Origin of the sequence: Paenibacillus phoenicis (genome assembly GCF_034718895.1) — a bacterium.
GTDB lineage: Bacteria > Bacillota > Bacilli > Paenibacillales > Paenibacillaceae > Fontibacillus > Fontibacillus phoenicis.
This window is the reverse complement of sequence record NZ_JAYERP010000001.1, coordinates 157,064-179,174: the sequence shown is the minus strand read 5'-3', so window position 1 is coordinate 179,174 and position 22,111 is coordinate 157,064. Positions and strand designations below refer to the sequence as shown.

Below are 22,111 nucleotides of genomic sequence, written 5' to 3'. Positions count from 1 at the left end.
TGGCGTCAGATTGTTGAAAGGGTGACGGTGATGAACGACATGGCTGCAGTCCAAGGACAGGAGCCTGTACAGGTGTGTCTATTGGCGGGAAAAATCATGCTTCAAAGCGGAGCAGAAACATACCGCGTGGAGGATACGATGACCCGGATGGCCAATGCGCTGGGACTCTCGGGCTCGCATAGTTATGTGACGCCGACGGGGATCGTCTTTCAATCCGGAGAAGCGGAATCCGCCAAGCTGATCCGCATCGTGGAGCGGACAACCGATCTGCAGAAGGTGTCCGCGGTGAACGACATCTCCCGGAAGCTGCACAGCGGGGATGTCACGGTAGCAGAAGCGCATGCCTTGCTGCGCGAGATCGAGTCGGAGAAGCACGCCTATCCGATGCCGCTGCAAATGGCGGCTGCAGCCTTGTCCAGCGGCTGCTTCACCTTAATGTTCCGCGGCCAGGCGGAAGATTTCCTGCCGGGCATATTGTGCGGCGGTGTGGGGTTTGCCGCGTATCTGCTGTTCCATCGGCTGGTGAAGGTAAAATTTTTCGCCGAGTTTACCGCTGCACTGATCATCGGCCTGTTGGCCACGGGTTTTGTGCAATTATCGCTAGGCCGGGACTTGGATAAGATCATTATCGGTTCGGTGATGCCGCTCGTGCCGGGACTGCTCATTACCAATGCGGTCCGGGACCTGATGGCCGGACATCTCGTATCCGGGTTGTCCCGCGGAGCGGAGGCCTTTCTCACCGCCTTTGCCATCGGAGCCGGAATCGCCGTCGTATTTACTTTGATTTAATTCGTATGTAAAGGGGACCTACCGTCCGATGTATATACTCGTTCATCTGCTTATTAGTTTTATTGCTTCAGGGGCTTTTGGCATCCTCTTTAACGCTCCTAAACGAACCCTGCTCCAATGCGGCCTGTCCGGCATGCTTGGCTGGCTCGTCTACATCCTGCTGGAGCCAAGGATGGAGAGTGTATTTTCGACCGTTGCGGCTACGTTCTTGGTTGGCGTCCTTAGCCAGCTGTTTGCCCGCGTTTACAAGAAGCCTGTCATTATATTCAGCGTGGCCGGGATTATCCCGTTGGTTCCGGGCGGGCTGGCGTATGACGCGATGCGGCGGTTCGTGGAGAACGAATACAATTTGGCTGTGGAGCTTGCCGCTAAAGCCTTCCTCCTATCCGGTTCGATCGCGATGGGGCTCGTCTTGTCCGAGGTGCTCGGCCAGCTCTTGATCCGGCGGATCCCGCAGCGGCTTCGCAAGCGAACAGCCAAACCATAAACAAGCGCTAACCGCTTATCGCGGCAGCGCCGTTTTCATCCAAAACGTATTGACATACACCAGCTCAAAACCGCATTTCAGCATGTTCGCATGGCTGGCCGATGCAAACTCCACATCGGTGTAAACCCGCTTCAGTCCGAGCTCCCTTGCCGTTTGCAGCCGGTGCCGGATCAGCGCCGTTTGGATGCCGCGCTTCCGGTACGCTGGGAACGTAAAATCGTTGGCCAAATACCCGGTATCGCCGCGCATAAATAAAGAACCCATTCCTGCAGGCTCCCCGCCAAGATAAGCGACGAAATTTTGAAAATCGTCCTGGTAGTAGTACCGGATCTTCCGCTTCACCATTCCCTCGTCCAACGCAGAACCGTCCCCGCCGCGCGACTGCTCGATCAGCGAGCGTTCGTTATTAAACTTCGTCAGCTCCGTCTCCAACTGAACCAATCGTTCCACGTCGCGAAGGACGGGATGGGACTGTCTGGAGAGGGTCATCATAGGCGTTTACTCCTTTTCACGTTCTCACGCAATTCAGCAGCAGTAGATCAATTTGCATCTTCTACGCAGCGGCAGGCGTGATATAATAACTAGCGACTGCCATTAAACGGTATTCGATTCCATATAAGCGTCTAATTCCATATTAGCGCATAAGAAAGAAGTGAACAGCAAGAGATGATCGGCGATATTGTATTGGATGTCGTTTTGCCCATTTTTATCCTCATCGGATTAGGCGCCTTGATGCAGCGAGCCTTTAAGCTTGATTTGTATACGCTGGCCAAAATCAACTTCTACTTCGTGACGCCTGCCGTCGTCTTCGTCAGCATGTACGAATCGGAGATGTCCGCGGATCTTCTGGGAAGCGTTACGGGGTTTTATATTTTGTACGTCCTGCTGCTCTATGGGGTCAGCCGGCTTGTCAGCTGGCCTCTGAAGTTTGGACCCGGCATGCGGGCCGCCTTCACTAACAGTCTGATCCTCGACAACTCCGGCAATTACGGGCTGCCGATTAATCAGCTGGCCTTTAAAGGCGATCCATTGGCTGCTTCCGTTCAAGCGCTGGTAATGACGTTCCAGAGCCTGGTCACGTTCACCTATGGCGTGATGTCCGTGCAACGGGCCAAGTCCGGCGGCACGCTGAAGGCCGCGTTGATCGGGTTTCTTAAGATGCCCGTCCCTTACGCCTTGGTGCTTGGGATGGCGCTGCATTTGCTTCAATGGCCAATCCCTTACTTTGTGTCCAAGCCGCTTGGGTACATCGCCGACTCGATGGTGGCGATCGCCTTACTAACGCTTGGCGCACAAATTGTAAAATATCCGCTGCGGCTCGATCGGATTGACGTCTACGTCAGCGTCGCGCTGCGTCTGCTGATTGGCCCGGTGATCGGGTTCATTTTGGTATGGGCGCTGGGCCTCAAAGGAATTCCAGCCCAAGCGCTGCTGATCGCTTCCGGCATGCCCACCGGAGTCAACAGCACCATCCTTGCGGAGGAGTACGACAACGAACCGGATTTTGCCTCGCAAACCGTGCTGATCTCCACGCTGCTGAACATCATTACGATGACTGCCCTGATTTCCTTATCCAAATACGTCGGATAGTCCCCAAAAATAAAGAACCTTGCGCCATTAGGGCGGAAGGTTCTTGCTTTATGCTCGGATGCTTTATTCGTCTTGCTGCAGCGCGGCTTCATGCTCCTTCACGAATTGCTCCGGCGTCACCGCCTTACCGAACAAGGCTTGAATCATATTTAAGTGCGTCTGGGCCGCATTCCATTTCATTTGCACGTCGGCAAATAAGGTCAGGTTGCTGGCATTGTTCAGCTCATCCAGCAAATCGATGTAGAGCTGAGGCAAATCCGAAGCCGCCGTATCCACCTTGGTTGCCGGAATCACCCCGGCCGTACTGACCGATTCGGCCCCCCACTTGCTGATGAAATATTCCACAAACTTCTTCGCTTCGTCTTTGACTTTGGAGTTCTCCGCAACGAACAAGCCGACCCCCGGTCCGCCTACCCAGCTGTTAATGTCCCCTTTACCGCCGGTAAAGGTTGGGAATTTGAAGAACCCGACATTATCTTTAAATTGCTGAGGCACGTCCGGGTTACTCGTAAAGTTAGGCACCTCCCAGGTCCCAGCCAGGAACATGGCAGCTTGTTCTTTCATGAATACCATTTTGCCTTCCTCATTGGACAAGCCGTTAAAGCCTTTATTAAAAGCGTTCATATCCACCAGCTTCTGGATTTCCGCCGCCGCCTGAATCAGCGCCGGGTCCTCGAAGCTGCGGGAGCGGTCGATCGCCTGCTTCATCGTTTCCGGTCCGCCGATCCGGTCGGCCAGGTACATATACCAGATCGAGCCCGTCCACCGGTCCCGGTTCCCCAGCGCGATCGGGGTTACCCCCTTGCTGTTCAGCGTGCGGATCACGTCCAGGAACTGATCATAGGTTTGCGGCACTTCCAAATCGTATTTGTCAAAAATCGCCTTATTATAATAAATCGGCGAGATGTTCAGTTCGATCGGCAAGCCGTACGTTTTGCCCTGCACCGCATAAGCATCGGTCGCCCCCGGGACGAACTGGTCCTTCAAGCCGCGTTCCAGCAAATCGTCAAGCGGGGCGAACAGGTCACCCTTCACGTAGGGGTCCATGAAGCCGGCAGCCCAGGTGACGCCAACGTCAGGAAGCTCGTTCGCCGCGGACAAAATTTTTAATTTATTTTTGTATTGCTCATTTTCCATCACTTCTTGCTGAATTGTGATATTCGGATGCTCGGATTGATATTGGTCGATGATCTCGTTCACCAGTCTATTTTGCTGCGGAGAGGCACCTGCCGGCCACAAATGCATAAATTGAATCGTTACCTTCTCGCTGGCCGCCGATGCTTCTTGGTCATCCGCCCCGCCGCCCCCCGCCGCCTTGTCGCCGACGCAGCCGGAAAGTCCCAGCAGCAGGAGAAGCGCAATCCACAGGGTAGATGCTGTTTTCTGGTTGGACATGCTTTAGCCCCCTAGTTATCCCGGCTATTCGTGTAACCGCTTCAACCCAAGTTTATCACGTTGATGATTCCGCTTCCATAGCAAGCAGAGGGCAACAAACCGTTCGCCGCAAATATCCGTGATTGAACGGCTAAGGCTTAGGCGTCATCTTCCGTCTCTTTCGTCCGGCTGCGGTATTTGCTGGGACTCATCCCTTCATAGTTTTTGAACACCTTGATAAAATATTTGTCGCTTTGATAACCTACACGCTCAGCGATCTCCCCAACGGACAACGTCGTCCGCAGCAGCAGCTCCTTAGCGCGGAGCACCCGCAATCGGGTGATATATTCGCTGAAGGTAAGGTCGGTCTGCTCTTTGAATAGCACGCTGAAGTAACTCGGATTCAGATGCAGATGGTCGGCCACCTGGCGCATCGTAATCGGCTCGTGCAAATGCTCGTCCAGGTAATTCAGTGCCTCCCGCACCTGGGGCGTATATTGCGTATCCGTATCCTTTGTCTCCAGCAGCCGCGGGTCAACCAGCTTCTCCATCGTTTCGATTCGATGCCGGTCGTCCTCCACCCGCAACGCCTGCTCTACGGCCTGAACCAGCTTGTGCTTGTCCACCGGCTTCAGCAAGTAATTGACGACGCCGAGCTGCATCGCTTTTTGCGCGTATTCGAATTCCGCATAACCCGAAATGATAATCGCCACCGGCTTGAACTGCTTATGGCGCTGCTGCATTTCGATCAGCTCCAGCCCGCTGATGCCGGGCATGCGGATGTCCGTGATCAGCAGATGAGCGACATGATTCTCCAGCCAAGCCAGCGCCGCCTGCCCGCTGTCCGCCGCCTCGATCCGGTACCGGCCGGCAGACCAGGCTTCCAATGTTTTCGTAAAGCCCTGTCTTGTTCTCGGTTCATCTTCCACCACAAGTATGGTTTTTGTCTGCTTCATACCGTTCCCCCGTAATCACTAGGTATTTCAAAGCTTACGGACGTTCCTTCGCCCGGGCGGCTGGTCACTTGCAAACCGTGCTTCTTCCCTTGCTCCTCATCATAATACAGGCGAAGTCGCCGTTGTACATTTACAATCCCGACGCCTGTCCCCTTCGAGGAAATGGAAGGTCCGCCTTCCATCGCCTGCAGTAGGCCGTTTAACGTTTCCTCATCCATGCCGGGACCGTTGTCCCGCACGGTGATTTTCACGTAACCTTCCTTGTCTGAGGATTCGACGCATACGCTTACTTTGCCCTGGCCGAGTTGCTTTTCAACCCCGTGCAAAATTGCGTTTTCCACCAGCGGCTGAATCAGAAGCTTTGGAATTTTAACATGGCGGAATTCGCCGGCATCAATGGACCAGGTTAACCGTTCCGCAAGTCGGATAGTCATCAGCTGCAGGTATCGTTCCACATGCTCCAGCTCGTCCTCGATCGTCACCCACTCGTCCTGGTTGGGGCTGCTGATAATGTACCGGAACAAGTTGGACATGCCGACGACCAGGTTGGCCAGCTCCTCCTCCCCCTTGTCCTCCAGCGACCAATAGAAGGCCTCCAGCGTATTAAACAGAAAATGAGGGTTGATTTGAGCTTGCAACGCCTTTAATTCGGTCCGGCTTTGCAGGAGCTCCTTCTCGTAAACGACACGGATCAATTCGTTCATATTGTCGACCATTTGGTTGTAGGAATTGTTCAGCTCGTTGATTTCCATCGTGCTCGAGAACATCGGGTTCCGCTGCAGCACCCCGAATCTCGCCCCGCGCATCGCCTTGATCAACCGGAAGATGGGCCGGGTGATCATCGTGGACAGCGACAGCGACATGATCAGGAACAGCAGCACCCCTATGGCTCCCGAAGCGAGGACAGCTGTTCGCAGCGCGGAGATCCCGCTGGTGACGTAGCTCATGGGCGTGAAGAAGACCAGCGTCCACCCCGTAGCTTTGGAGGCTTGTTTGACCTCAATAAACCTCTGCCCGCCGATGGTGATATTTTTTCCTTCGTTGCTCAGCAGCTCCTTCAAATTTAATTCTTCCGCAGGAAAGCTGAAATTGGATGCCACGGGACGCTGATTCCCGTCAACCAGCAGGATATACTCCCCAACCTCTTCGTCGATCTGCTCATGGATTTGAAAATAAGTCCGATCGAGCCGCACCATTAAATATCCCCCGGACGAAAACCAGCGGTCCAGCAAGCTCACCCGGCGCAGCGCCAGCACGGTAGACGGATCGCGCGGATCGATGCCAATCCAGACGAGCGCACCTTTGCCCCAATTCGCGGCGTTAATCCATTCCGAATCGATCGTGTCGATCAACTCGGTTTCGTTCAGCGGGAACAATCGGCGATAATCGTTAGTATATAACTCAAGCGACTTGATGCCGGTCACATAGGCCTGATAGTCACTAAACAGCGGCAGCAGCGATTGGCGCGAGCTAAAGGGCGTCTCCTTCCCTTGCACCTCAGCGAGCAGCAGCTTCTGGACGTAATCATCGGTGGCGACCTGCGTGGTCAGCGTATTGATCTGGGCAATCAGCGCATCCAATCGGCCGTTGGCCTGCATCGCGGTTTGACTGATATGCTTCTCAGCATTGGTTTCCAGCAGTGCGGACATCCGATAATAAGTGAGTACGCTGGCGATTCCCAGGACAAAAATCATCAGCAGCATAAAACTGATGAAGATTTGATTTCTTAAGGTAAACCATCGTTTCGGCTTTTTCACGTCCGCTCCAAACCTTTCCACCCAAAGTATACAATCCGATCCCATCATATCCGAAAAGGACCGGGTGAACTATGGATTTTTCGAAATTGTCACGTATAATGGGAAGGCGACGGCTCCCGTAGCCAGTACAATACATAAGCATTTTATAGGAAAAAGCCAAGGTTTTCTACTGCGGCTGGTAAAGAGAAGGGGATCATCACAATGAACACAATTACGCCAAACCACGCGGTCTTTTTTGACGTGGATGATACGTTATACGACCACCTGCAGCCTTTTCGCGAGGCACTGGAAGAGATCCTGCACACCGGGCCGAACTTCCCCTATGAATCGGCGTATCACCGGATGCGCTATTACAGCGATTATCTTTCCGCCCAAGCCGGGGGTACGCCCACCTACGGGCAGGTGCTGGAATCGATGCGCACCGAACGTTTCGTGCGTTCTCTAGGGGAGTTTGGGCTCTCGCTGACAACCGAACAAGCCGCGGCGGTACAGGCCGCTTACCTAGGCCGTCAATTTGACATTCGGCCGTTTCCCGGAGCGCTGGAGCTGATCGGCGAACTCCAGGCGCGGGGCGCCGTCGTCGGAATCATTACGAACGGACCGCCGGACCACCAATGGCGAAAGATCCGGGCACTGGGGGTCGATCGGCTGATTCCCGCCGAGCTGGTGTTCATCTCGGGTGCGGTTGGCTTGACGAAACCGGATGCACGCTTGTTCAACCTGATTGCAGGGAAACTGGGCATAGCACCGGATCAGTGCTGGTATATCGGAGATTCCTGGCGCAACGATGTCGTAGGGGCGGCCGGCGCCGGCTGGCACTCCATTTGGTTCAATCACCGCGGAATCCCGCCCGAATCCGATCCGCATCTCCCCCATACCCCGGTTGCCAGTTATGCCGAATTATCCCGGCTATTATTGAGCGAATCCATGTAAAGACGATCACGCACAGAATGCTGCGAGCAAAGGGCAGCATTCTTTTTTTGCGGAGACCGTGATCGTCGGACCGCATGACGCCTTTAATGAATCAATAGGGACCAATCTGTCCATTATCCGTCGCAGGCTGAAAGTCGAACAATCCGAAGTCGGCGAAGTTTTCAAATCGAAGGTATCCATGCTTTATATTGATCGGCAAAGCGTTAGCCCGCCGCGGATTCTGGCAGTATTTGGATACCTTTATGCGCGACCCTAACATTTTTGGTATACGAACTAAGTTCAATCGGGTAATCGAGCGAAGTCGAGAGCGGCACATGTCCCTCAATCAATACGCGTTCCCCTTGCCGCTGCGGCGGCTCGAAACGGCCGCGCATCTGCACGAGGTCGTTCATCACCCGGCCGGCATTCTCTTCAGGAACAACGATACGGGCATGCAAAATGGGCTCCAGCAGTTGCGTGCCGGTATTGGCCAGCCCATTCATCATTCCCATCGGTGTGGCGACGGCAAAATCCAGCGGATGGGTATGCCAAACATGATGCTGGCCATAGGTAGCGAACGGTCAAGTTCAAGGTGAATAGCACGACCATGCTTGTTAACGGCGAATCGGTGACACCCGGATACGCTGGCGGTCCACCGGCCAGGAGAAGAAGCTGGCTGCCCTGGCGCCCGGAGCTACTGCTGATACGACCTTCGAGGTCAACAAGTCCGGCGGCTACTATGTATCCCATGGCTACGAGCCCGGCATATACCATATTGCTGTCGACGGCAAACAGCGCCGCTTGTCCAAGGATGCAGTGGACCAGTACGTTCTGACCGACTCTGGCATGATCTATACGTTGGTTTACAAAGAAGGGGTTTACTCGGTGAAATAAAATAGGGTGGCAAAAAAACGGCGGCAGCCTCGGAACTTCAACTACGAAGTTTGAGGCTGCCGCCGTTTGAATTTGTACGTCACAGTACCCGCTGCAAAAAAGACCGCGTCCGCTCATGCTGCGGCGCACTAAACAGCTGCTCCGGCCGGCCGGATTCGATCATCTCCCCGTCCGCCATAAACATCACACGGTCGGCCACCTCCCGCGCAAAGCCCATCTCATGCGTGACGACGATCATCGTCATCCGCTCTTCGGCGAGCTGCTTCATCACCTGCAGCACCTCGCCCGTTAGCTCGGGATCCAGCGCAGAGGTCGGCTCGTCGAACAGCAGAATCTCCGGATTCATCATCAGCGCCCGGGCAATGGCGACCCGCTGCTTTTGCCCCCCGGACAGGTTGGCCGGATAAACCTCCGCTTTATCGGAGAGCCCGACCTTCTCCAGCAGCTCCGTGGCCTTGGCGCGGATGTCTGCAGCCGGCTGCCTTTTCACCAGCTTGGGAGCGAGCTCCAGGTTCCCGCGCACCGTGAGGTGCGGGAACAGATTGAAATGCTGGAACACCATGCCCATACGGGCGGTAATTTCCTTGAGCTTGGCACTGCCGGCATACCGCCCATTGTCCACCAGCGACTCGCCTCCAATCCGGATCGTACCCCCGTCGATTTCCTCAAGATGGGCCAAGGCACGCAGCATGGTGCTCTTGCCCGAACCGGACGGCCCGATCACCGCCAGCACCTCGCTCGTAGCGACGTTAAAGGAGACGTTTTTCAGCACCTCCAGCTGGCCAAACGATTTTCGTAAATGCTCGACTTGAACGATTGCTTGATCCATGATTCCAGCCCTTTACTCAAATTTGAACTTCCGTTCCAGCGCCTTAAACAGCACGGTCAGTACCAACGTCATCAACAGGTACAGCACGCCCGCAAGCACAAACGGTACGATCGTAAAATCCCGGTTGACCGCCGTTTGCGCAAAATGCAGCAGCTCGGGAACGGCCACTGCATAAAGCAGCGCTGTATCCTTGACCAGCGTAATCGACTCATTGGAGACAGCGGGCAGCGCGATGCGCAGCATCTGTGGCAGCACGATCCGCGTTGTCGTCTGCCAGCGGCTGAGCCCCAGCACCTTCGCGGCTTCATATTGACCCTTGTCGATCGCCAGCAGTCCGCCGCGGAAGATCTCAGCGAAGTACGCCGCGTAATTCAGTGTAAAAGCAACGCAAGCGGCGACGAACCGATCCATCACGAGATACTCGCCGATCACCGGGATGACCGGCAGCCCGAAGCAAACGAACAGCATTTGCAGCAGCAACGGCGTACCGCGCATGACATAAATATAAGCCCCGGCAAACCAAGCGACTGGCTTGATCCGGCTGCGAACCATAAAGGTAAAGGCGAAGCCCAGCGGAATCGATGTCACGATGGCCAGAAGAAACAGCCAAATCGTGGTTTTCGTCCCTTCCAGCATCGGCCCCAGGATACTTAACAAATACTCCAGACTCATGATCGCTCTCCTCGGAACATCTTGGATTTTAACACAACCAGCAAAAAACCGGATTCCGAAGCAATCCGGTTTTTACGCGTTTCGTTTCTACTTCAGCACTTTGTCTTCGCCAAACCATTTCTTCGAAATTTCCGACGCGGTACCGTCCTGGTTCAGCTCGTCGAGCGCCTTCTGCAGCTTGTTCAGCAGCTCCTCGTTCCCCTTCTTCACGCCGATGCCGTATTCTTCAGGCGCCAGCGACTCATCCAGCAGCTTAAACGTACCTTCTTCCTTCGCCATATAGTATCTCGCCACAACTTCGTCGATCACGACCGCATCAAGCCGTTTCGTTTTGAGATCCGTAAGCGCAAGTACGTTATCCGGAAATTCCGAGATGGTTTTGATCTCGCTCTTGATCGGAGCCGCGTCCAGCGCATCCGCTGCGGAAGACAACGCCTGCAAGCCCACCGTCTTGCCAGCTAGATCGCTGAGCTGGGTGATTTCCGAATCGGCCAGCGTTACGACCACCTGGCTATTTTTCAAGTAAGGCTTCGTAAACAGGACCTTGCCCTTACGCTCCTCCGTAATCGTATATCCGTTCCAGATCAGATCGATCCGTCCGCTGTTCAGCTCAGATTCCTTAGCCGACCAGTCGATCGGCTGGAACGTGGCTTCCATTCCCATTTTCTCCGCCGCCGCTTTGGCGTAATCAATATCGAAGCCAACAATCTCGTTATTTTCATCGCGGAAGCCCATCGGTGCGAATTTATCGTCGATCCCGATCACCAGCTTATTATCCTCTTTCCCCGCTCCCGACCCCGAACAGCCGGCCAGCACCGTTAACACCAGAGCCATCACTAGGCTCATCATGATCATTTTTTTGTTAGCTTTCATCTGTCTCTCCCCCTGAGTAATGCTGTTAGCTCAAATACTATTAGCTTAACTATTAACTCAAATAGTATCAGCTTAGCTCAGAACCTCGCTTTAGTCCGCTAATACGTTATCAGACTATCATAATACCATACTACCAAAAAAGAGTCGATAGAAACCCGGAGGTTTGTCAGAAATTCCCGGAGTATTGTGACAGGTCTTCGAACAATGTTCACAACCGCTTGCCCTTTTACACGATTATCCCTTTCGTTCAGAACGAGGAATCTAGGAGAGGATCTTCTCACCGCGCCTTTTTTGCACGATTATCCCTTTGGTTCAGAATGGGGAGATCGACGAAGGGGATCTTCTAACTACGCCTCTTTACACGATTATCCCTTTGGTTCAGAACTGGGAACTCCATAGGCGGGATAGAAATGAGATAGCCCGTGGAGCTGATCGTTCCGTTTTTACGAAGATAAGATGGTTTATCTGGGATATTTTTCTTGATTCACGAACAGGTGTTTGGTATAATGATAACAAAAGGAACACATGTTCATATTCGTTGAGTTAGAGGGATTTAAATTGGAGGGATCGGGCATGGGTTTTTATACGAATGCAGAGCTTCAATCTATCAGCAGCCGTTTTCAAAGTGAAGCCGACTGCATCGAGGCGATCATCGCTATGAAGTGGCCAAACGGATTTGTTTGCCCCCGCTGCGCTTATACCGAATGCACCCGCGTGTCCTCCCGACGACTTCCTTTGTTTGAGTGCAGAAGATGCGGCTATCAAGCCTCGCCTTTGGTCGGCACCATTTTTGAAAGAACCCATCTGCCTTTGGTGAAGTGGTTCCAAGCCATGGAACTGTTTCTGCTTCCCGACGGTATCTCGGCGCTGCGGTTGAGTCAGGTAATCCAAGTTACCTACAAGACCGCGTGGCTCATGCTGCACAAAATCCGCCATATCCTCGGTGAATGTGATGCCCGGGAACTGCTCTCTGGAGAGGTGAAGGTGAACCGCGATCAGTATGGGACGGATACCAACCGCTTTCATCCAGCTTCTCAACCTTATGCCACCGCAGTCGTCGCCGGCTGCACGGTCACGGAGTCTGGTGAGCCCGAGCGAGTGAAGATCCAACTGATACCGCATAAAAGAGGAGGCGAGCAATGGGCTACCCGGCGCGATCTCGCGGAGTTCATCAACAAGCATGTAGACGTCCATACCTCAACCAAGCGGTGGTTCCCTTTCGTTCATCGGATGTATCTGCCCCTACGGAGAGTTGTGAGAGAAGCGAGGGACTCTATCAGACGCACGTATGTTGCCTTGGGGATAACGCATTTGCAGGCGTATTTGAATGAGTACACCGTCCGCCGTTACCTGCGCATGACCTTTTCCGAGGAAGAAATGCGCCAGGACCTGCTGCAGATGTGCCTGTCCATTCCAGCGATCCCTTACCGCCAGTTAATCGCACGTGGTCAGAAGCCCTTCCTTGCAGCAGCGGCGTAAACCTGCTAATCGAGGTACTAAGAGGTTATTAATAGCAATGATAGAGGTGCTGATTGGAATGCCAAACAACACGAAATAGGAGCCTCCTACCTTGACTTTCGAGCACAGCTGATCGACCCATTTACAGCTATACCGAATTCAGCTATACCGAATTTTTTTCGCAATCTATCTCTACTCAGTGAGTTGTCGCTCATATGTTCCTTCATATGTTCCTATCCATCGGTTTTCTCACAGCATCTTTTTACTACTGCACTTGACTTGACTACTTCCTTCTCATTCTCCACCAGCTGATTCAACGGGATAATCGTCAAAAAAAGGGCCGCAGAGAGATTCTGTTCCCCCTATCGCATATATCCGTACTTATCGGTTTTCTTGCAGCATCTTACTTCGACTTTGCATATCATATTTCTTTTTCTTTCTTCATTGCCTGATGCAACGGGATAATCGTTGAAAAGAGCGCGGCTAGACTATGTTCCCCTCCCCTAACCTAACGAAGAGGAACACGCCCTCCACTTACACATCGGACGGCTGTAGGCAGCTACTGTATTCGGTTCGCAGCCGAAGAAAGGACAAACTGCATAATCGGCGTGACGTCGGGCAAGCTGTGCGGGTGATGGCCGCCGCCTGGCTTGAGGATGGTCGTCACCGTGCCGCCATGTGCCCGGTAGGTGCGCTCAAGCACCGCCCCGTTCTCCTCAAACGGCACGTCGAGATCGGCGTCGCCGGATACGAGCAGCACCTGCTTCGGGGCGAGCCCGTATTTCGCGGTCAGCCAGGCGCGAAATGCTTCCATCTGCCCGGCGGCGTACGGGCAGCCGTAGAGGTGGCTCAGCCGGCAGTAGGCTAGGTGCCAGCCTTGCTCGAGCAGGGCCAGGTCGGCGTCCGCGAAGGCGCCGAAGTATAGGTCGGTGCGCGCGAACCCCATCCATTCGCGCGCCTCAGCGCTCTCCGCGCCGCCCTACATCACGGCGGCGCGCTCGATCGCCGGCAGCAGTGCCTCGGCCTGCTGCAGCGCCTCCGCCAGCGGCGGCCAGCCGGTGTTCCGGCAGATGCTTTAGGAAAAAAGCCTCCAAGTTCCGGATATACGTACCGTTCTCCGTAATGCTGTCGCCAAAAAAGACAATCCGCTTGCTTCGCGGTAACGCCAATAAGTCAGCGCTTTCATTTTCAATGGTCAAAACAGCTAGCCCCTTTCAATTTAAAATGGATATGAATTCAAAGTTAAATATGAAATCGTGCTCTAAACTTGCCCGGCGATTCCCCAGTCCAACGTTTGAACTGACGGCTGAAATGGGCAATATCCTTGTAGCCAAGTCGTATCGAGACGGCTTCGACCGATAGCTCCGGCTCCATCAGCAACAGCTTGGCCTTCTTTAGCTTCAGCGCCGATAAATACTGGCGCGGCGACATCCCGTACACGCTGCGGAAGATCCGATTGCAGGAGGACGCGCTGTACCCAAGTCCAGCGGTAACCGCCGCGACGGTCTCACGCGACCGGTCCCCGTCCAGAACGTCGACGGATCGACGACCGTGGGAGCCGTTACCACGGGAGACGCTACTGCCGGAACTCCTTCCGCCGGTGATGCTGCCATGGGAGCCATCCCCGCCGGCGCCATTGCTGCCGGAGCTTGCGTTCCCCAACGTTGACGCGCTCCAGGCCGTCTCCGGCTCCTCGACGCTGCGCTCCAGCGCGGCGGCGATCTCCGCCGCGATCCGGTTCATCCGGCTGCTCGGCGCGCCGGACTCCTGCTCTGCCAGCCCTTCGCTCAGGCCAGCAAACAGCTCGAACACCGCAGCCATCGCCCGCATCTTGTCCGCCAGCTTCGCACCTGACCCGTCCGAGGTAAGCGCGATCAGCTTATCCAAGCTCGGCCGAATGACTTGGGCCAGCGGCCCGTCTGCGGTGTGAAGCGGTGTCTCGCCTCGGCACAGCAGCTCGCGAAGCACGGGCTCGTCGACGTTAAAATGCAAGCAATAATACGTCATTGGCTCCGTCCCCAGCGCCCGGCTTTCATGCACGTCTTCAGGGCGAAGCAGCAGGAAATCGCCGGGCTGCTGCACATAACGTTTGCCGCCGACGATCATCTCCTGGCTGCCTGCCAGCAGCAAGTTCACCTCAAACAGCGGGTGGCTGTGGCGCGGATACGACCACTCCGGCGTTACCGTACGCAAATGCGCGGCAAAGAGCTTAAATGTCGAATCCATATTTGGCAGCATATACTCGGTAACCTGATGCTCTCTAGCCACCCTTATCCCTCCGCTTTTCTATGATCGCTTTCCCCCGCCTCGCCACCGTGAACGTTTTGGATAAATCGATTGGCGGTTTGGACATGGGCGTTCCTCCAAAGCCTTGTTATAATCAAACTAGCATAACCGCTGTGAATTGAACAGGAGGTAATTAACTTGGGTAAAAATATATTTTTTAACGCGCATCACTCCCCGATGGGAGCGTTCGCCAGCTTTACGCTAGGTTATCCCGGCCAAAGCGGCGGCTTCGACCTTGAGCTGGGCAGCCCGCCAAAACAGAACATCTACATTGGACTGCAGGATGATGGGCAAGAGCGTTACCGGGCTTTACCGTTCTTCGGCGAAGGTCTGGACGAGCGGGATCGTTATACGACCGAGGAGAGCGGTTCAGGCTCCAGCCAGCAGCATTCCGTTCAGCAAAAAGAAAGCGATCTCATCACCCCGTACAACCGGAGCGAAATCGACCGCCGGTTTGGTGCGGCGATTGACGAATGGCAAGCCGGCGATTTGACGTTCCGCCTGATCTCTCCGTTTGAAGGCGTGCCTGACCCCGAGACGGCAACGGAAGAGCAGCTGCGTTTCGCGCTGATGCCGGCCGTGCTTGCAGAGATCACGGTGGACAACACCCGGGGAACGTCGACGCGCAAAGCCTTCTTTGGTCTGCAAAACAATGACCCTGTCAGCGCCATCCGCCGCTTGGAGGACGTGACGGGCGGACGTATTTGCGGCATTGGCCAAGGCCGCCATACCGCTATTGCGGCGAGCGATCCGCGGATTACCAGCGCCGGATTTTTTAAGATGGAATCGATTCTTAAGCCAAAGGTTCCGGAAAACCTCCGGTTTGGCCTTGGGCCGGTGGGCGCGCTGCTTATGGATACCCCGGCCGGCGAGAAAGCCACCTACCGCTTTGCGCTTTGCTTCTACCGTGCCGGTTACGTCACGACCGGGATGGATGCGTCCTACTACTATACGCGGTATTTCGCGAACATCGAAGAAGTGGCTGAATATGCGTTAGCACAATTCGACCGCAAGCTGGAGGTCGCCCGCCAAGCGGACGCGCTCGTTAACGACGCCAAGTTAAGCGAGGACCAGAAGTTTATGCTCGCGCATGCCATCCGCAGCTATTACGGTTCCACTGAGCTGCTGGAGCATGACGGCAAACCGCTCTGGATCGTCAATGAAGGCGAATACCGGATGATGAATACGTTTGATTTGCTGGTTGACCAGTTGTTTTACGAGCTAAAAATGAATCCATGGACGGTCAAAAACGAACTCGACCTTTACACCAGCCGCTACAGCTATCGGGATACGGTGCGGATTCCCGGGGATCCGACCGAATATCCTGGCGGCATCAGCTTCACGCATGACATGGGCGTGGCTAACTCGTTCTCCCGTCCCGGCTATTCGTCTTATGAGCTGCATGCGATCGATGACTGCTTCTCTCACATGACTCATGAGCAGCTCGTCAACTGGGTGCTAAGCGCCACCGTTTACGTGCATCAAACGAACGACCGCGAATGGTTGGACCGCAACCTGCCGATCCTAGAGCAATGTCTGGAAAGCATGGTGAACCGCGACCATCCTGACCCGTCCCAGCGTACCGGCATCATGGGCCTCGACAGCTCCCGAACGATGGGCGGAGCGGAGATTACCACCTATGACAGCCTGGATGTCTCGCTGGGGCAAGCGCGGAACAACATCTATTTGGCCGGCAAGAGCTGGGCGGCGTACGTCGCAATGGAGAAGCTGCTTCGCGACAACAGCCGCGAAACGGCGGCTGCGCTGGCCGGACAACAAGCCGAGCTGTGCGCAGGCACGATTACCTCGCACCTGTTGCCAGGCGGTTACATTCCGGCCGTCATTCAAGAGAACAATGACTCCAAGATCATTCCTGCGATCGAGGGGCTCATCTTCCCGCTTTACACCGGCTGCGAGGAAGCGCTGGATCCAAACGGTCGGTTCGGCGCATATATCGCAGCGCTCTCCACGCATCTGAACACGGTGCTGCAGCCGGGGATCTGCCTGTTCGAGGACGGTGGCTGGAAGCTGTCCTCGACGAGCAACAACTCCTGGCTCAGCAAAATTTATCTCTGCCAGTTCATCGCCCGCCGGATCCTCGGCCTCCCTTGGGACGAACGAGGGCAAGCAGCCGATGCGGCGCATGTGGCCTGGTTGACTTCCGAGAAGAACGCCTACTGGAGCTGGAGCGACCAGATGATGGCCGGCGTGATCTGCGGCAGCCGGTATTATCCGCGCGGTGTAACAGCGATTTTGTGGCTGGACGAGAAATAAACCCGCCTGCAACATAAGAAAAACGCCTGACGGCGTCCTTTAGTTCGTACGATTTAGTTCATACGTGCAAAATAGCCGGGTGTGGGGAACAATCTACATCCGGCTTATTTTCTTACGTCACTAATCCTGTACTCGTAACCATGAATTCCTTTGTAATATTCCGGGTACATGCCTCCTCCACATTCCTCGCAGCGGAATTGCGGAGGTACTGTTGGATCTCCATCATCCATCGCATCGAAATTTCGAACGACATTCAGCGGAATCTCTTCTGTTGTATGACATTGAAGACAGATGTAGGTTACTTTCGCTTTGCTATGCAGCCCGCTTTGCGGCTTTTTCTTTTTCTTCGCTACCTTTCGTTTCTTTGACACCGGCGACATCCCGAATCATCCTCTCCAGACATGCCTTTGAGGTGGAGCACACCGCGTACTTCACCTTCAACTTCCCATCCTCAAGGCAGGCTTCTCCCTTGTATTCGTAATAACTTTCGCATTTTGGGCAACATGGCGGCTTCCCCGTCTGCTCCTTGATCCGTTCACTCCACGTTCTGCGTTTTAATATCCGCTTTGCCTTGACAATCCATCTTCTCGCGGCTTTTTGCCACTCACTGACTAACTTCTTGCACAGGCTCTTGATCCGCCGCGAATAAACCCCGTAGTAACGGATCGTTTTGAAGTTTTCATCCGGAATATGCCGCACAAGTCTACCCATAAATTCTTCTACCGAAATCGTCTCGGTCTTCTCTTCCCCGTCATTCTTATCCCGGTAACGAAATGTCACCTTTTCTCCGTCATACGCTTCGATCCGGCTAACCGCTATCGCTGGTCTTCTCATGTATCGCCCGATATACCCGAGTTGCTGCTTGACGTTCCCTTTCTGTTTCGGAGCATGCACATAAAAGCCTTCTCCGTTCTCGCAGTAAGCTTTTTGCAAACGGGACTGCACTTGCTTTTTCTCTTGTTCACTTAACTTTCGACGAATCAGCTTCAAAACAACCGTCTGCCATTGCTTACGCAGCATCTCGAACGGAATAAAATCGTATGTTTTCCACTCGCCGGTCTTCTTCATTCCTCCCATCGTTACAAGCATATGTACATGAGGATTGAAGTTAAGCCGTGCCCCAAACGTATGCAACCCGGCTACGATTCCGGGAGTTACCTTATGTTTCTTCTCAAAATGTTCTTTGACTAAGCGTACCGCTTCATCCATAAATTCTTTGAGTAATTTTGCCCGATGGAGCAGAAAGATTTCCCGTAATCCTTCGTCGATCGTGAAGACGACATGGCGGTGGTTGACTTGGAATACATCTTGTTCCAGGAGACGTGCCCATTCCTCTGTTTCTCCGCATGAACAGGTCGTACAGAATCTTCCTTTACAACGATACGGAACGAGCCGTAGGTCATGACATCCTTCACATACCATCAGCTTAAAACCGTTTCTGGGATCCCCGCATCGACGGAACTTCTCTACTTCTTTCCGCACATTGGCACGCAGCTTGCCACCATGTTTTGCCACAAACCGATCCCAGTGCCCTCGCTCATCAAAGAAGATTCGTTTCAAGATGTTCGTCTCCATATCCTAACCTTACCAAAAACAGAAATAAGGCGGAAGACCTGCTTCCACCTCAAAATTTTATAAATTCTATAATGTTAAGAAAAACGTCTGTCGACGTACATTCAAAGTAGACAGACCGCGTTTAGCGGAAGTTTTTCTTGCGATATCAGGATGCCAGTGCCCCGAAGTTTATACTTTCTGAAATCTTCAAAAGCCGGGCCCTAATGGGCCCGGCCTTTCGCTGTTATGCGCCAAACAAATCCCCCTCCCGCAGTCGAGGATGGACCTTCCCGGCGAATTCCCGCAGCAGCTCGTTTCCGATATGATGGCCAAAGGAGTCGTTAATCGTCTTACAGTGGTCGACATCGATCAAAATAAACGAGGCGGGAATCCCCTCCTTCCAGCATTGCCGCAATGTCTCCCGCGTATGGTGCATGAAGGCCCGCCGATTCTTTGGAAATCCAACATGAAACTTTCCACCGTCTCCCGCCAAATGATCTTCATCCTTTTTTGATACTTTTTATTATCACATAACAAATTTTACCAAAGAGGGGTGTGGAGAATGAAAAAAAAAGCGAGGATTTCCATCCTGTGGGACAGGAGGAAATCCCGCTTTTTCATCGACTTGCTGGATTATTGGTTGGTATCTCCCTGACGGGAGATCAGGAATAACGTGCCCCAAATCAGCACGAATCCACATGCCTGGGCTACTGTAATCAACTGCTGGAACGCAATCCAGTTGATCAGAACGCCAACCATTGGGAAGCTCAGCTCCGCCAGAGTGGCGACCGACGCTTTGGTTGTTGTCAGCCCTTTATAATAGACGAGCAGGCTTAGCAGCCCCGGCAACAACGCTTGTCCAAGCATATTGAGGGAAAATGCGGCGATTTGCGAGGTGCCGGTCGGCAGGCTCCAGGCGGCCCCTTCATTCCAAGTGATAGCCAGCAGCAGCGGCAGTGCCAAAATAAACCGCAACGATGTCACCGTCTCATATTTCATCGTCCCTACCATCAACCGGCCCATCACCGTGGATCCGCCCCACAATGCGGCAGCGCCTAGCGACAACAGGCTGCCGATCTGCACAAAATCGCTCCAATGCCCAATCGGCATCGTAAACCCGAAGGTCAGCAAATACGTTCCAAGCAACGCGATAAGCAGATATCCGAAAAAGTGGCGCGGCAGCTTCTCTTTAAGCAGCAATCCGGCCAGCAGGATGGCAAACAGCGGCTGCATTTTTTGCAGCAGCAGGACTGCATTCAGGTCACCGCTTGACAAGGCCAACGTAAACAGAATCGTGGCGATGGCCGAACCGCCCCACGAAATAAATAGCAGCGCGCCCCCTTGACGCCAACCAAGCCCTTTAAGCTCGGTGCGGTTTTTCCATAAGACCGGTATGGCAAAAAGCGCGATAATCAGATGCTCAATCAATACGATTTGCGCCGAGGTCAGCGACTTCAGCAGGATCACCCGAAACAACGGGTCTACGCCCCACAATGCTGCACCCAACACGACAAGCCAGAAACCGCTGCGCGATTTGCGTGCTTGAGCCGTTCTGGGCGAGTGCTGAATCTGACCGGATGCGCCCGTAAGTGCCCCTGCATTCAATCCAGCAGAAATTTGGATACCACTGCTTACTTTGACTTTCTCCATGGTGTCTGTCCCCTTCTTGAATAGAGGGTCTACGTAGAAAACCCCCGCATCGACCTTCCTAAAGGCTTTGCGGGGGCTGACCAAATAAGCTTGGCAGGCGACCATGGCAGGTCCCTGATTCAAACTTCAGCTTCATTGATCTCCTCCCATCCGGACTTTACCGTCGGCCTTGGATTCTCACCAAGTCAGTCGCTTCGGGCCGTGAAGGCCATCTGCGAGTCGCGGGCTGCGGTTCCCTCTTGCCGAAACCTCACCGCCGGTCGGGAATTTCACCCTACCCCGAAGATCTCTATTCATTTAATTTTGGATTACTTAAGTTGTTTCTATCATAACGCAGGCTGTCAAGCGACTCTGTTGCAAAAATCACAAAGCCTGATCATGTCCCAACAATTCATCTTTATCCCCGCTTGACCACCTCGAAATTGTCTTCGAGCAGCAGCCAATTTTGCGGAAAACTTAAACCCAGCTTCCAATAACTCATCCCGCGCAGCCCCAGCTCCTTGATCAGGTTAAACTTGGCTTGGATCGAGCGGGCGTCCTCGAACCAGACTTCATGTTCCCTTCCTTCCGCATCCCAATAATGGAAGAACGGTGCCTGATCCCGCTCGCTGTATTGAATGGCGACTCCATGCCGCGCGGCAATTTGGATCGCCTGCTGCGGACTAATCGCCCGTGCGGTGCTTCCCGGCACAAATGGCAACGTCCAGTCGTACCCATATAAGTTTTGCCCCATCATGATTTTGGAGCCTGGCATTTCCGTCAGCGCATATTCAAGAACCCGGCGGACTGGACCAATAGGCGACACCGCCTGGGCCGGTCCACCGCTGTAGCCCCATTCATAGGTCATGATCACGACAAAATCGGCAATTTCACCGTGGGCCCGGTAATCATGTCCTTCATACCATTTGCCTTGCTGACCGGCACTGGTCTTGGGCGCCAAAGCCGTCGACATCAGCCAGCCCTGCTCCGCGAACCGCGCTTTGGCTTTACGCAAAAAAGCGTTGTATGCCTCCCGGTCCTCGGGCCGCAAATACTCGAAATCAAAGTGGATGTCGCGAAATCCGTATTTGTTTGCTGTCGTGACGATGTTGTCCAAAAAACGATCTTGAATCGGGATATCGTTGAGTAAGATCCGGCCAAGCTCGTCGCTGAACTGATCATTCTCCTGATTCGTGATCACCATCATCAGCACGACCCGGTTCGCCCGGGCAATTTCCGGAAATTGATTTAGCGGAGGCTCTCGAAGCGATCCGTCCCGTTGCGCTAGGAAGCTAAACGGAGCCAGGTATGTCAGGTGCTGCGCTGCTTCCCGCGCACTTTCCTCCAGCGCCGGAGAAACCGTTCCGCCGCGCGGTTCTACATAAGCGTTAAATTCAGCGCTTCTTCGCGGCCGCGGCGGAATGTACAGCCGAAACCCGATCGAAAGGGGGCGCTCTACGCTAATGGCGTTAACGCGGGCTAACTCTTGATAACTTAATCCAAATCGCTGGGCGATCGACCATAAGCTGTCCCCAGGCCGAACCCAATAATAGCTGCCGACAATCGGGATGACCAAGGTTTGTCCAACCACGAGCTGTTCCGGATTCGGCAATTCATTGGCTTCAACGATATCCTCATAAGGTACGCCATAGGCTTGTGCGATACTATACGTCGTTTGGCCTGGCTGGACGATATGAACCTGCATCGACTCCCCTCCTCCATATGGATCATGCTAACATCATCCTATGAAGAGGGAAGTTTGACCTATTCCGATCAG

The 22,111-nt window shown here is 53.9% G+C and carries 22 protein-coding genes and 1 riboswitch; of the genes, 7 read left to right on the top strand and 15 right to left on the bottom strand.

The genetic code is table 11. The features are described from left to right. Positions 1-30: 30 nt before the first annotated feature. Positions 31-789, top strand: coding sequence for a threonine/serine exporter family protein (locus U9M73_RS00750; RefSeq protein ID WP_323075919.1), 759 nt, complete (start codon positions 31-33; stop codon positions 787-789). 28 nt (positions 790-817) lie between these two features. Then, positions 818-1,276, top strand: coding sequence for a threonine/serine exporter family protein (locus U9M73_RS00745; RefSeq protein WP_009226241.1), 459 nt, complete (start codon positions 818-820; stop codon positions 1,274-1,276). A 15-nt stretch (positions 1,277-1,291) separates the two neighbouring features. Here the strand turns inward: U9M73_RS00745 and U9M73_RS00740 are convergent, their stop codons facing one another. Further along, positions 1,292-1,768 carry a GNAT family N-acetyltransferase gene (locus U9M73_RS00740; RefSeq protein ID WP_323075917.1) on the bottom strand — a complete coding sequence of 159 codons (477 nt, stop codon included), beginning with the start codon at positions 1,766-1,768 and terminating at the stop codon, positions 1,292-1,294. A gap of 174 nt (positions 1,769-1,942) precedes the next feature. On the opposite strand from U9M73_RS00740, the gene U9M73_RS00735 reads away from it, so the two are divergent. After that, complete coding sequence (locus U9M73_RS00735; RefSeq protein ID WP_009226239.1) at positions 1,943-2,866, top strand: AEC family transporter; 924 nt, start codon at positions 1,943-1,945, stop codon at positions 2,864-2,866. 63 nt (positions 2,867-2,929) lie between these two features. Here U9M73_RS00735 and U9M73_RS00730 read toward each other — a convergent pair whose 3' ends face one another. From U9M73_RS00730 to U9M73_RS00720, 3 genes are all read right to left on the bottom strand, one after another. Then, on the bottom strand, positions 2,930-4,261 hold the full coding sequence (locus U9M73_RS00730) for an extracellular solute-binding protein (RefSeq protein WP_009226238.1): 1,332 nt from the start codon (positions 4,259-4,261) through the stop codon (positions 2,930-2,932). Between the two features lie 137 nt (positions 4,262-4,398). After that, positions 4,399-5,196, bottom strand: a complete 798-nt coding sequence (locus U9M73_RS00725; protein ID WP_009226237.1) for a response regulator transcription factor — start codon at positions 5,194-5,196, stop codon at positions 4,399-4,401. Beyond that, positions 5,193-6,953, bottom strand: coding sequence for a sensor histidine kinase (locus U9M73_RS00720; protein ID WP_009226236.1), 1,761 nt, complete (start codon positions 6,951-6,953; stop codon positions 5,193-5,195). The genes U9M73_RS00725 and U9M73_RS00720 overlap by 4 nt, the downstream gene beginning before the upstream one ends. Before the next feature lie 201 nt (positions 6,954-7,154). On the opposite strand from U9M73_RS00720, the gene U9M73_RS00715 reads away from it, so the two are divergent. Continuing rightward, positions 7,155-7,886, top strand: a complete 732-nt coding sequence (locus tag U9M73_RS00715) for an HAD family hydrolase (RefSeq protein WP_009226235.1) — start codon at positions 7,155-7,157, stop codon at positions 7,884-7,886. 58 nt (positions 7,887-7,944) lie between these two features. Beyond that, the gene (locus U9M73_RS00710; RefSeq protein WP_323075914.1) at positions 7,945-8,142 is read left to right on the top strand and encodes a spore germination protein; all 198 of its coding nucleotides are present in this window, start codon (positions 7,945-7,947) and stop codon (positions 8,140-8,142) included. Here the strand turns inward: U9M73_RS00710 and U9M73_RS00705 are convergent. The 4 genes from U9M73_RS00705 to U9M73_RS00690 all read right to left on the bottom strand — a co-directional run bounded on the left by U9M73_RS00705 (position 8,090) and on the right by U9M73_RS00690 (position 11,133). Next, positions 8,090-8,377 (bottom strand): hypothetical protein, encoded by a 288-nt coding sequence (locus tag U9M73_RS00705; protein ID WP_009226234.1) that lies wholly within the window; start codon positions 8,375-8,377, stop codon positions 8,090-8,092. The two genes, U9M73_RS00710 and U9M73_RS00705, sit on opposite strands and share 53 nt — an antisense overlap. 461 nt (positions 8,378-8,838) lie before the next feature. After that, positions 8,839-9,588, bottom strand: coding sequence for an amino acid ABC transporter ATP-binding protein (locus U9M73_RS00700; RefSeq protein WP_311202306.1), 750 nt, complete (start codon positions 9,586-9,588; stop codon positions 8,839-8,841). A gap of 12 nt (positions 9,589-9,600) precedes the next feature. Continuing rightward, a complete protein-coding gene (locus U9M73_RS00695; protein WP_009226232.1) occupies positions 9,601-10,260 on the bottom strand; it encodes an amino acid ABC transporter permease in 660 nt (219 codons plus the stop codon). A gap of 87 nt (positions 10,261-10,347) precedes the next feature. Further along, complete coding sequence (locus U9M73_RS00690) at positions 10,348-11,133, bottom strand: amino acid ABC transporter substrate-binding protein (RefSeq protein WP_009226231.1); 786 nt, start codon at positions 11,131-11,133, stop codon at positions 10,348-10,350. A gap of 573 nt (positions 11,134-11,706) precedes the next feature. Here U9M73_RS00690 and U9M73_RS00685 point away from each other — a divergent pair. Next, positions 11,707-12,612: an IS1595 family transposase gene (locus U9M73_RS00685; protein ID WP_323075912.1), complete on the top strand. Its 906-nt coding sequence runs from the start codon at positions 11,707-11,709 to the stop codon at positions 12,610-12,612. A gap of 538 nt (positions 12,613-13,150) precedes the next feature. Here the strand turns inward: U9M73_RS00685 and U9M73_RS00680 are convergent. From U9M73_RS00680 to U9M73_RS00670, 3 genes are read right to left on the bottom strand one after another with little or no spacing between them, the layout of a single operon-like run. Next, positions 13,151-13,537, bottom strand: a complete 387-nt coding sequence (locus tag U9M73_RS00680; RefSeq protein WP_323075910.1) for a hypothetical protein — start codon at positions 13,535-13,537, stop codon at positions 13,151-13,153. A gap of 13 nt (positions 13,538-13,550) precedes the next feature. Continuing rightward, the gene (locus U9M73_RS00675; protein WP_323075909.1) at positions 13,551-13,790 is read right to left on the bottom strand and encodes a hypothetical protein; all 240 of its coding nucleotides are present in this window, start codon (positions 13,788-13,790) and stop codon (positions 13,551-13,553) included. 43 nt (positions 13,791-13,833) lie between these two features. Next, positions 13,834-14,859, bottom strand: a complete 1,026-nt coding sequence (locus U9M73_RS00670) for an AraC family transcriptional regulator (RefSeq protein ID WP_260069800.1) — start codon at positions 14,857-14,859, stop codon at positions 13,834-13,836. Between the two features lie 156 nt (positions 14,860-15,015). Here U9M73_RS00670 and U9M73_RS00665 point away from each other — a divergent pair, with 156 nt between their 5' ends. Further along, positions 15,016-17,151 (top strand): glycoside hydrolase family 52 protein, encoded by a 2,136-nt coding sequence (locus U9M73_RS00665; protein WP_009226226.1) that lies wholly within the window; start codon positions 15,016-15,018, stop codon positions 17,149-17,151. 312 nt (positions 17,152-17,463) lie between these two features. On the opposite strand, the gene U9M73_RS00660 is transcribed toward U9M73_RS00665, so the two are convergent. The 4 genes from U9M73_RS00660 to U9M73_RS00645 all read right to left on the bottom strand — a co-directional run bounded on the left by U9M73_RS00660 (position 17,464) and on the right by U9M73_RS00645 (position 22,039). Beyond that, complete coding sequence (locus tag U9M73_RS00660) at positions 17,464-18,726, bottom strand: IS91 family transposase (RefSeq protein WP_110945313.1); 1,263 nt, start codon at positions 18,724-18,726, stop codon at positions 17,464-17,466. Positions 18,727-18,949: 223 nt separating this feature from the next. Then, a complete protein-coding gene (locus U9M73_RS00655; RefSeq protein WP_323075905.1) occupies positions 18,950-19,198 on the bottom strand; it encodes a diguanylate cyclase in 249 nt (82 codons plus the stop codon). 140 nt (positions 19,199-19,338) lie between these two features. Further along, a complete protein-coding gene (locus tag U9M73_RS00650) occupies positions 19,339-20,355 on the bottom strand; it encodes a DMT family transporter (RefSeq protein WP_323075903.1) in 1,017 nt (338 codons plus the stop codon). A gap of 134 nt (positions 20,356-20,489) precedes the next feature. Beyond that, positions 20,490-20,646, bottom strand: a riboswitch (FMN riboswitch). Between the two features lie 106 nt (positions 20,647-20,752). Continuing rightward, positions 20,753-22,039 carry a glycoside hydrolase family 18 protein gene (locus U9M73_RS00645; RefSeq protein WP_009226223.1) on the bottom strand — a complete coding sequence of 429 codons (1,287 nt, stop codon included), beginning with the start codon at positions 22,037-22,039 and terminating at the stop codon, positions 20,753-20,755. Between the last annotated feature and the right edge of the window lie 72 nt (positions 22,040-22,111).

Coding starts and splice junctions, on each gene's coding strand:
- U9M73_RS00715 (WP_009226235.1), top strand. CDS start 7,155: ATGAACACAATTACGCCAAACCACGCGGTCTTTTTTGACGTGGATGAT.
- U9M73_RS00740 (WP_323075917.1), bottom strand. CDS start 1,768: ATGATGACCCTCTCCAGACAGTCCCATCCCGTCCTTCGCGACGTGGAA.
- U9M73_RS00700 (WP_311202306.1), bottom strand. CDS start 9,588: ATGGATCAAGCAATCGTTCAAGTCGAGCATTTACGAAAATCGTTTGGC.
- U9M73_RS00680 (WP_323075910.1), bottom strand. CDS start 13,537: ATGGGGTTCGCGCGCACCGACCTATACTTCGGCGCCTTCGCGGACGCC.
- U9M73_RS00660 (WP_110945313.1), bottom strand. CDS start 18,726: ATGGAGACGAACATCTTGAAACGAATCTTCTTTGATGAGCGAGGGCAC.
- U9M73_RS00650 (WP_323075903.1), bottom strand. CDS start 20,355: ATGGAGAAAGTCAAAGTAAGCAGTGGTATCCAAATTTCTGCTGGATTG.
- U9M73_RS00695 (WP_009226232.1), bottom strand. CDS start 10,260: ATGAGTCTGGAGTATTTGTTAAGTATCCTGGGGCCGATGCTGGAAGGG.
- U9M73_RS00685 (WP_323075912.1), top strand. CDS start 11,707: ATGGGTTTTTATACGAATGCAGAGCTTCAATCTATCAGCAGCCGTTTT.
- U9M73_RS00750 (WP_323075919.1), top strand. CDS start 31: ATGAACGACATGGCTGCAGTCCAAGGACAGGAGCCTGTACAGGTGTGT.
- U9M73_RS00735 (WP_009226239.1), top strand. CDS start 1,943: ATGATCGGCGATATTGTATTGGATGTCGTTTTGCCCATTTTTATCCTC.
- U9M73_RS00745 (WP_009226241.1), top strand. CDS start 818: ATGTATATACTCGTTCATCTGCTTATTAGTTTTATTGCTTCAGGGGCT.
- U9M73_RS00645 (WP_009226223.1), bottom strand. CDS start 22,039: ATGCAGGTTCATATCGTCCAGCCAGGCCAAACGACGTATAGTATCGCA.
- U9M73_RS00690 (WP_009226231.1), bottom strand. CDS start 11,133: ATGAAAGCTAACAAAAAAATGATCATGATGAGCCTAGTGATGGCTCTG.
- U9M73_RS00705 (WP_009226234.1), bottom strand. CDS start 8,377: ATGGGAATGATGAATGGGCTGGCCAATACCGGCACGCAACTGCTGGAG.
- U9M73_RS00725 (WP_009226237.1), bottom strand. CDS start 5,196: ATGAAGCAGACAAAAACCATACTTGTGGTGGAAGATGAACCGAGAACA.
- U9M73_RS00730 (WP_009226238.1), bottom strand. CDS start 4,261: ATGTCCAACCAGAAAACAGCATCTACCCTGTGGATTGCGCTTCTCCTG.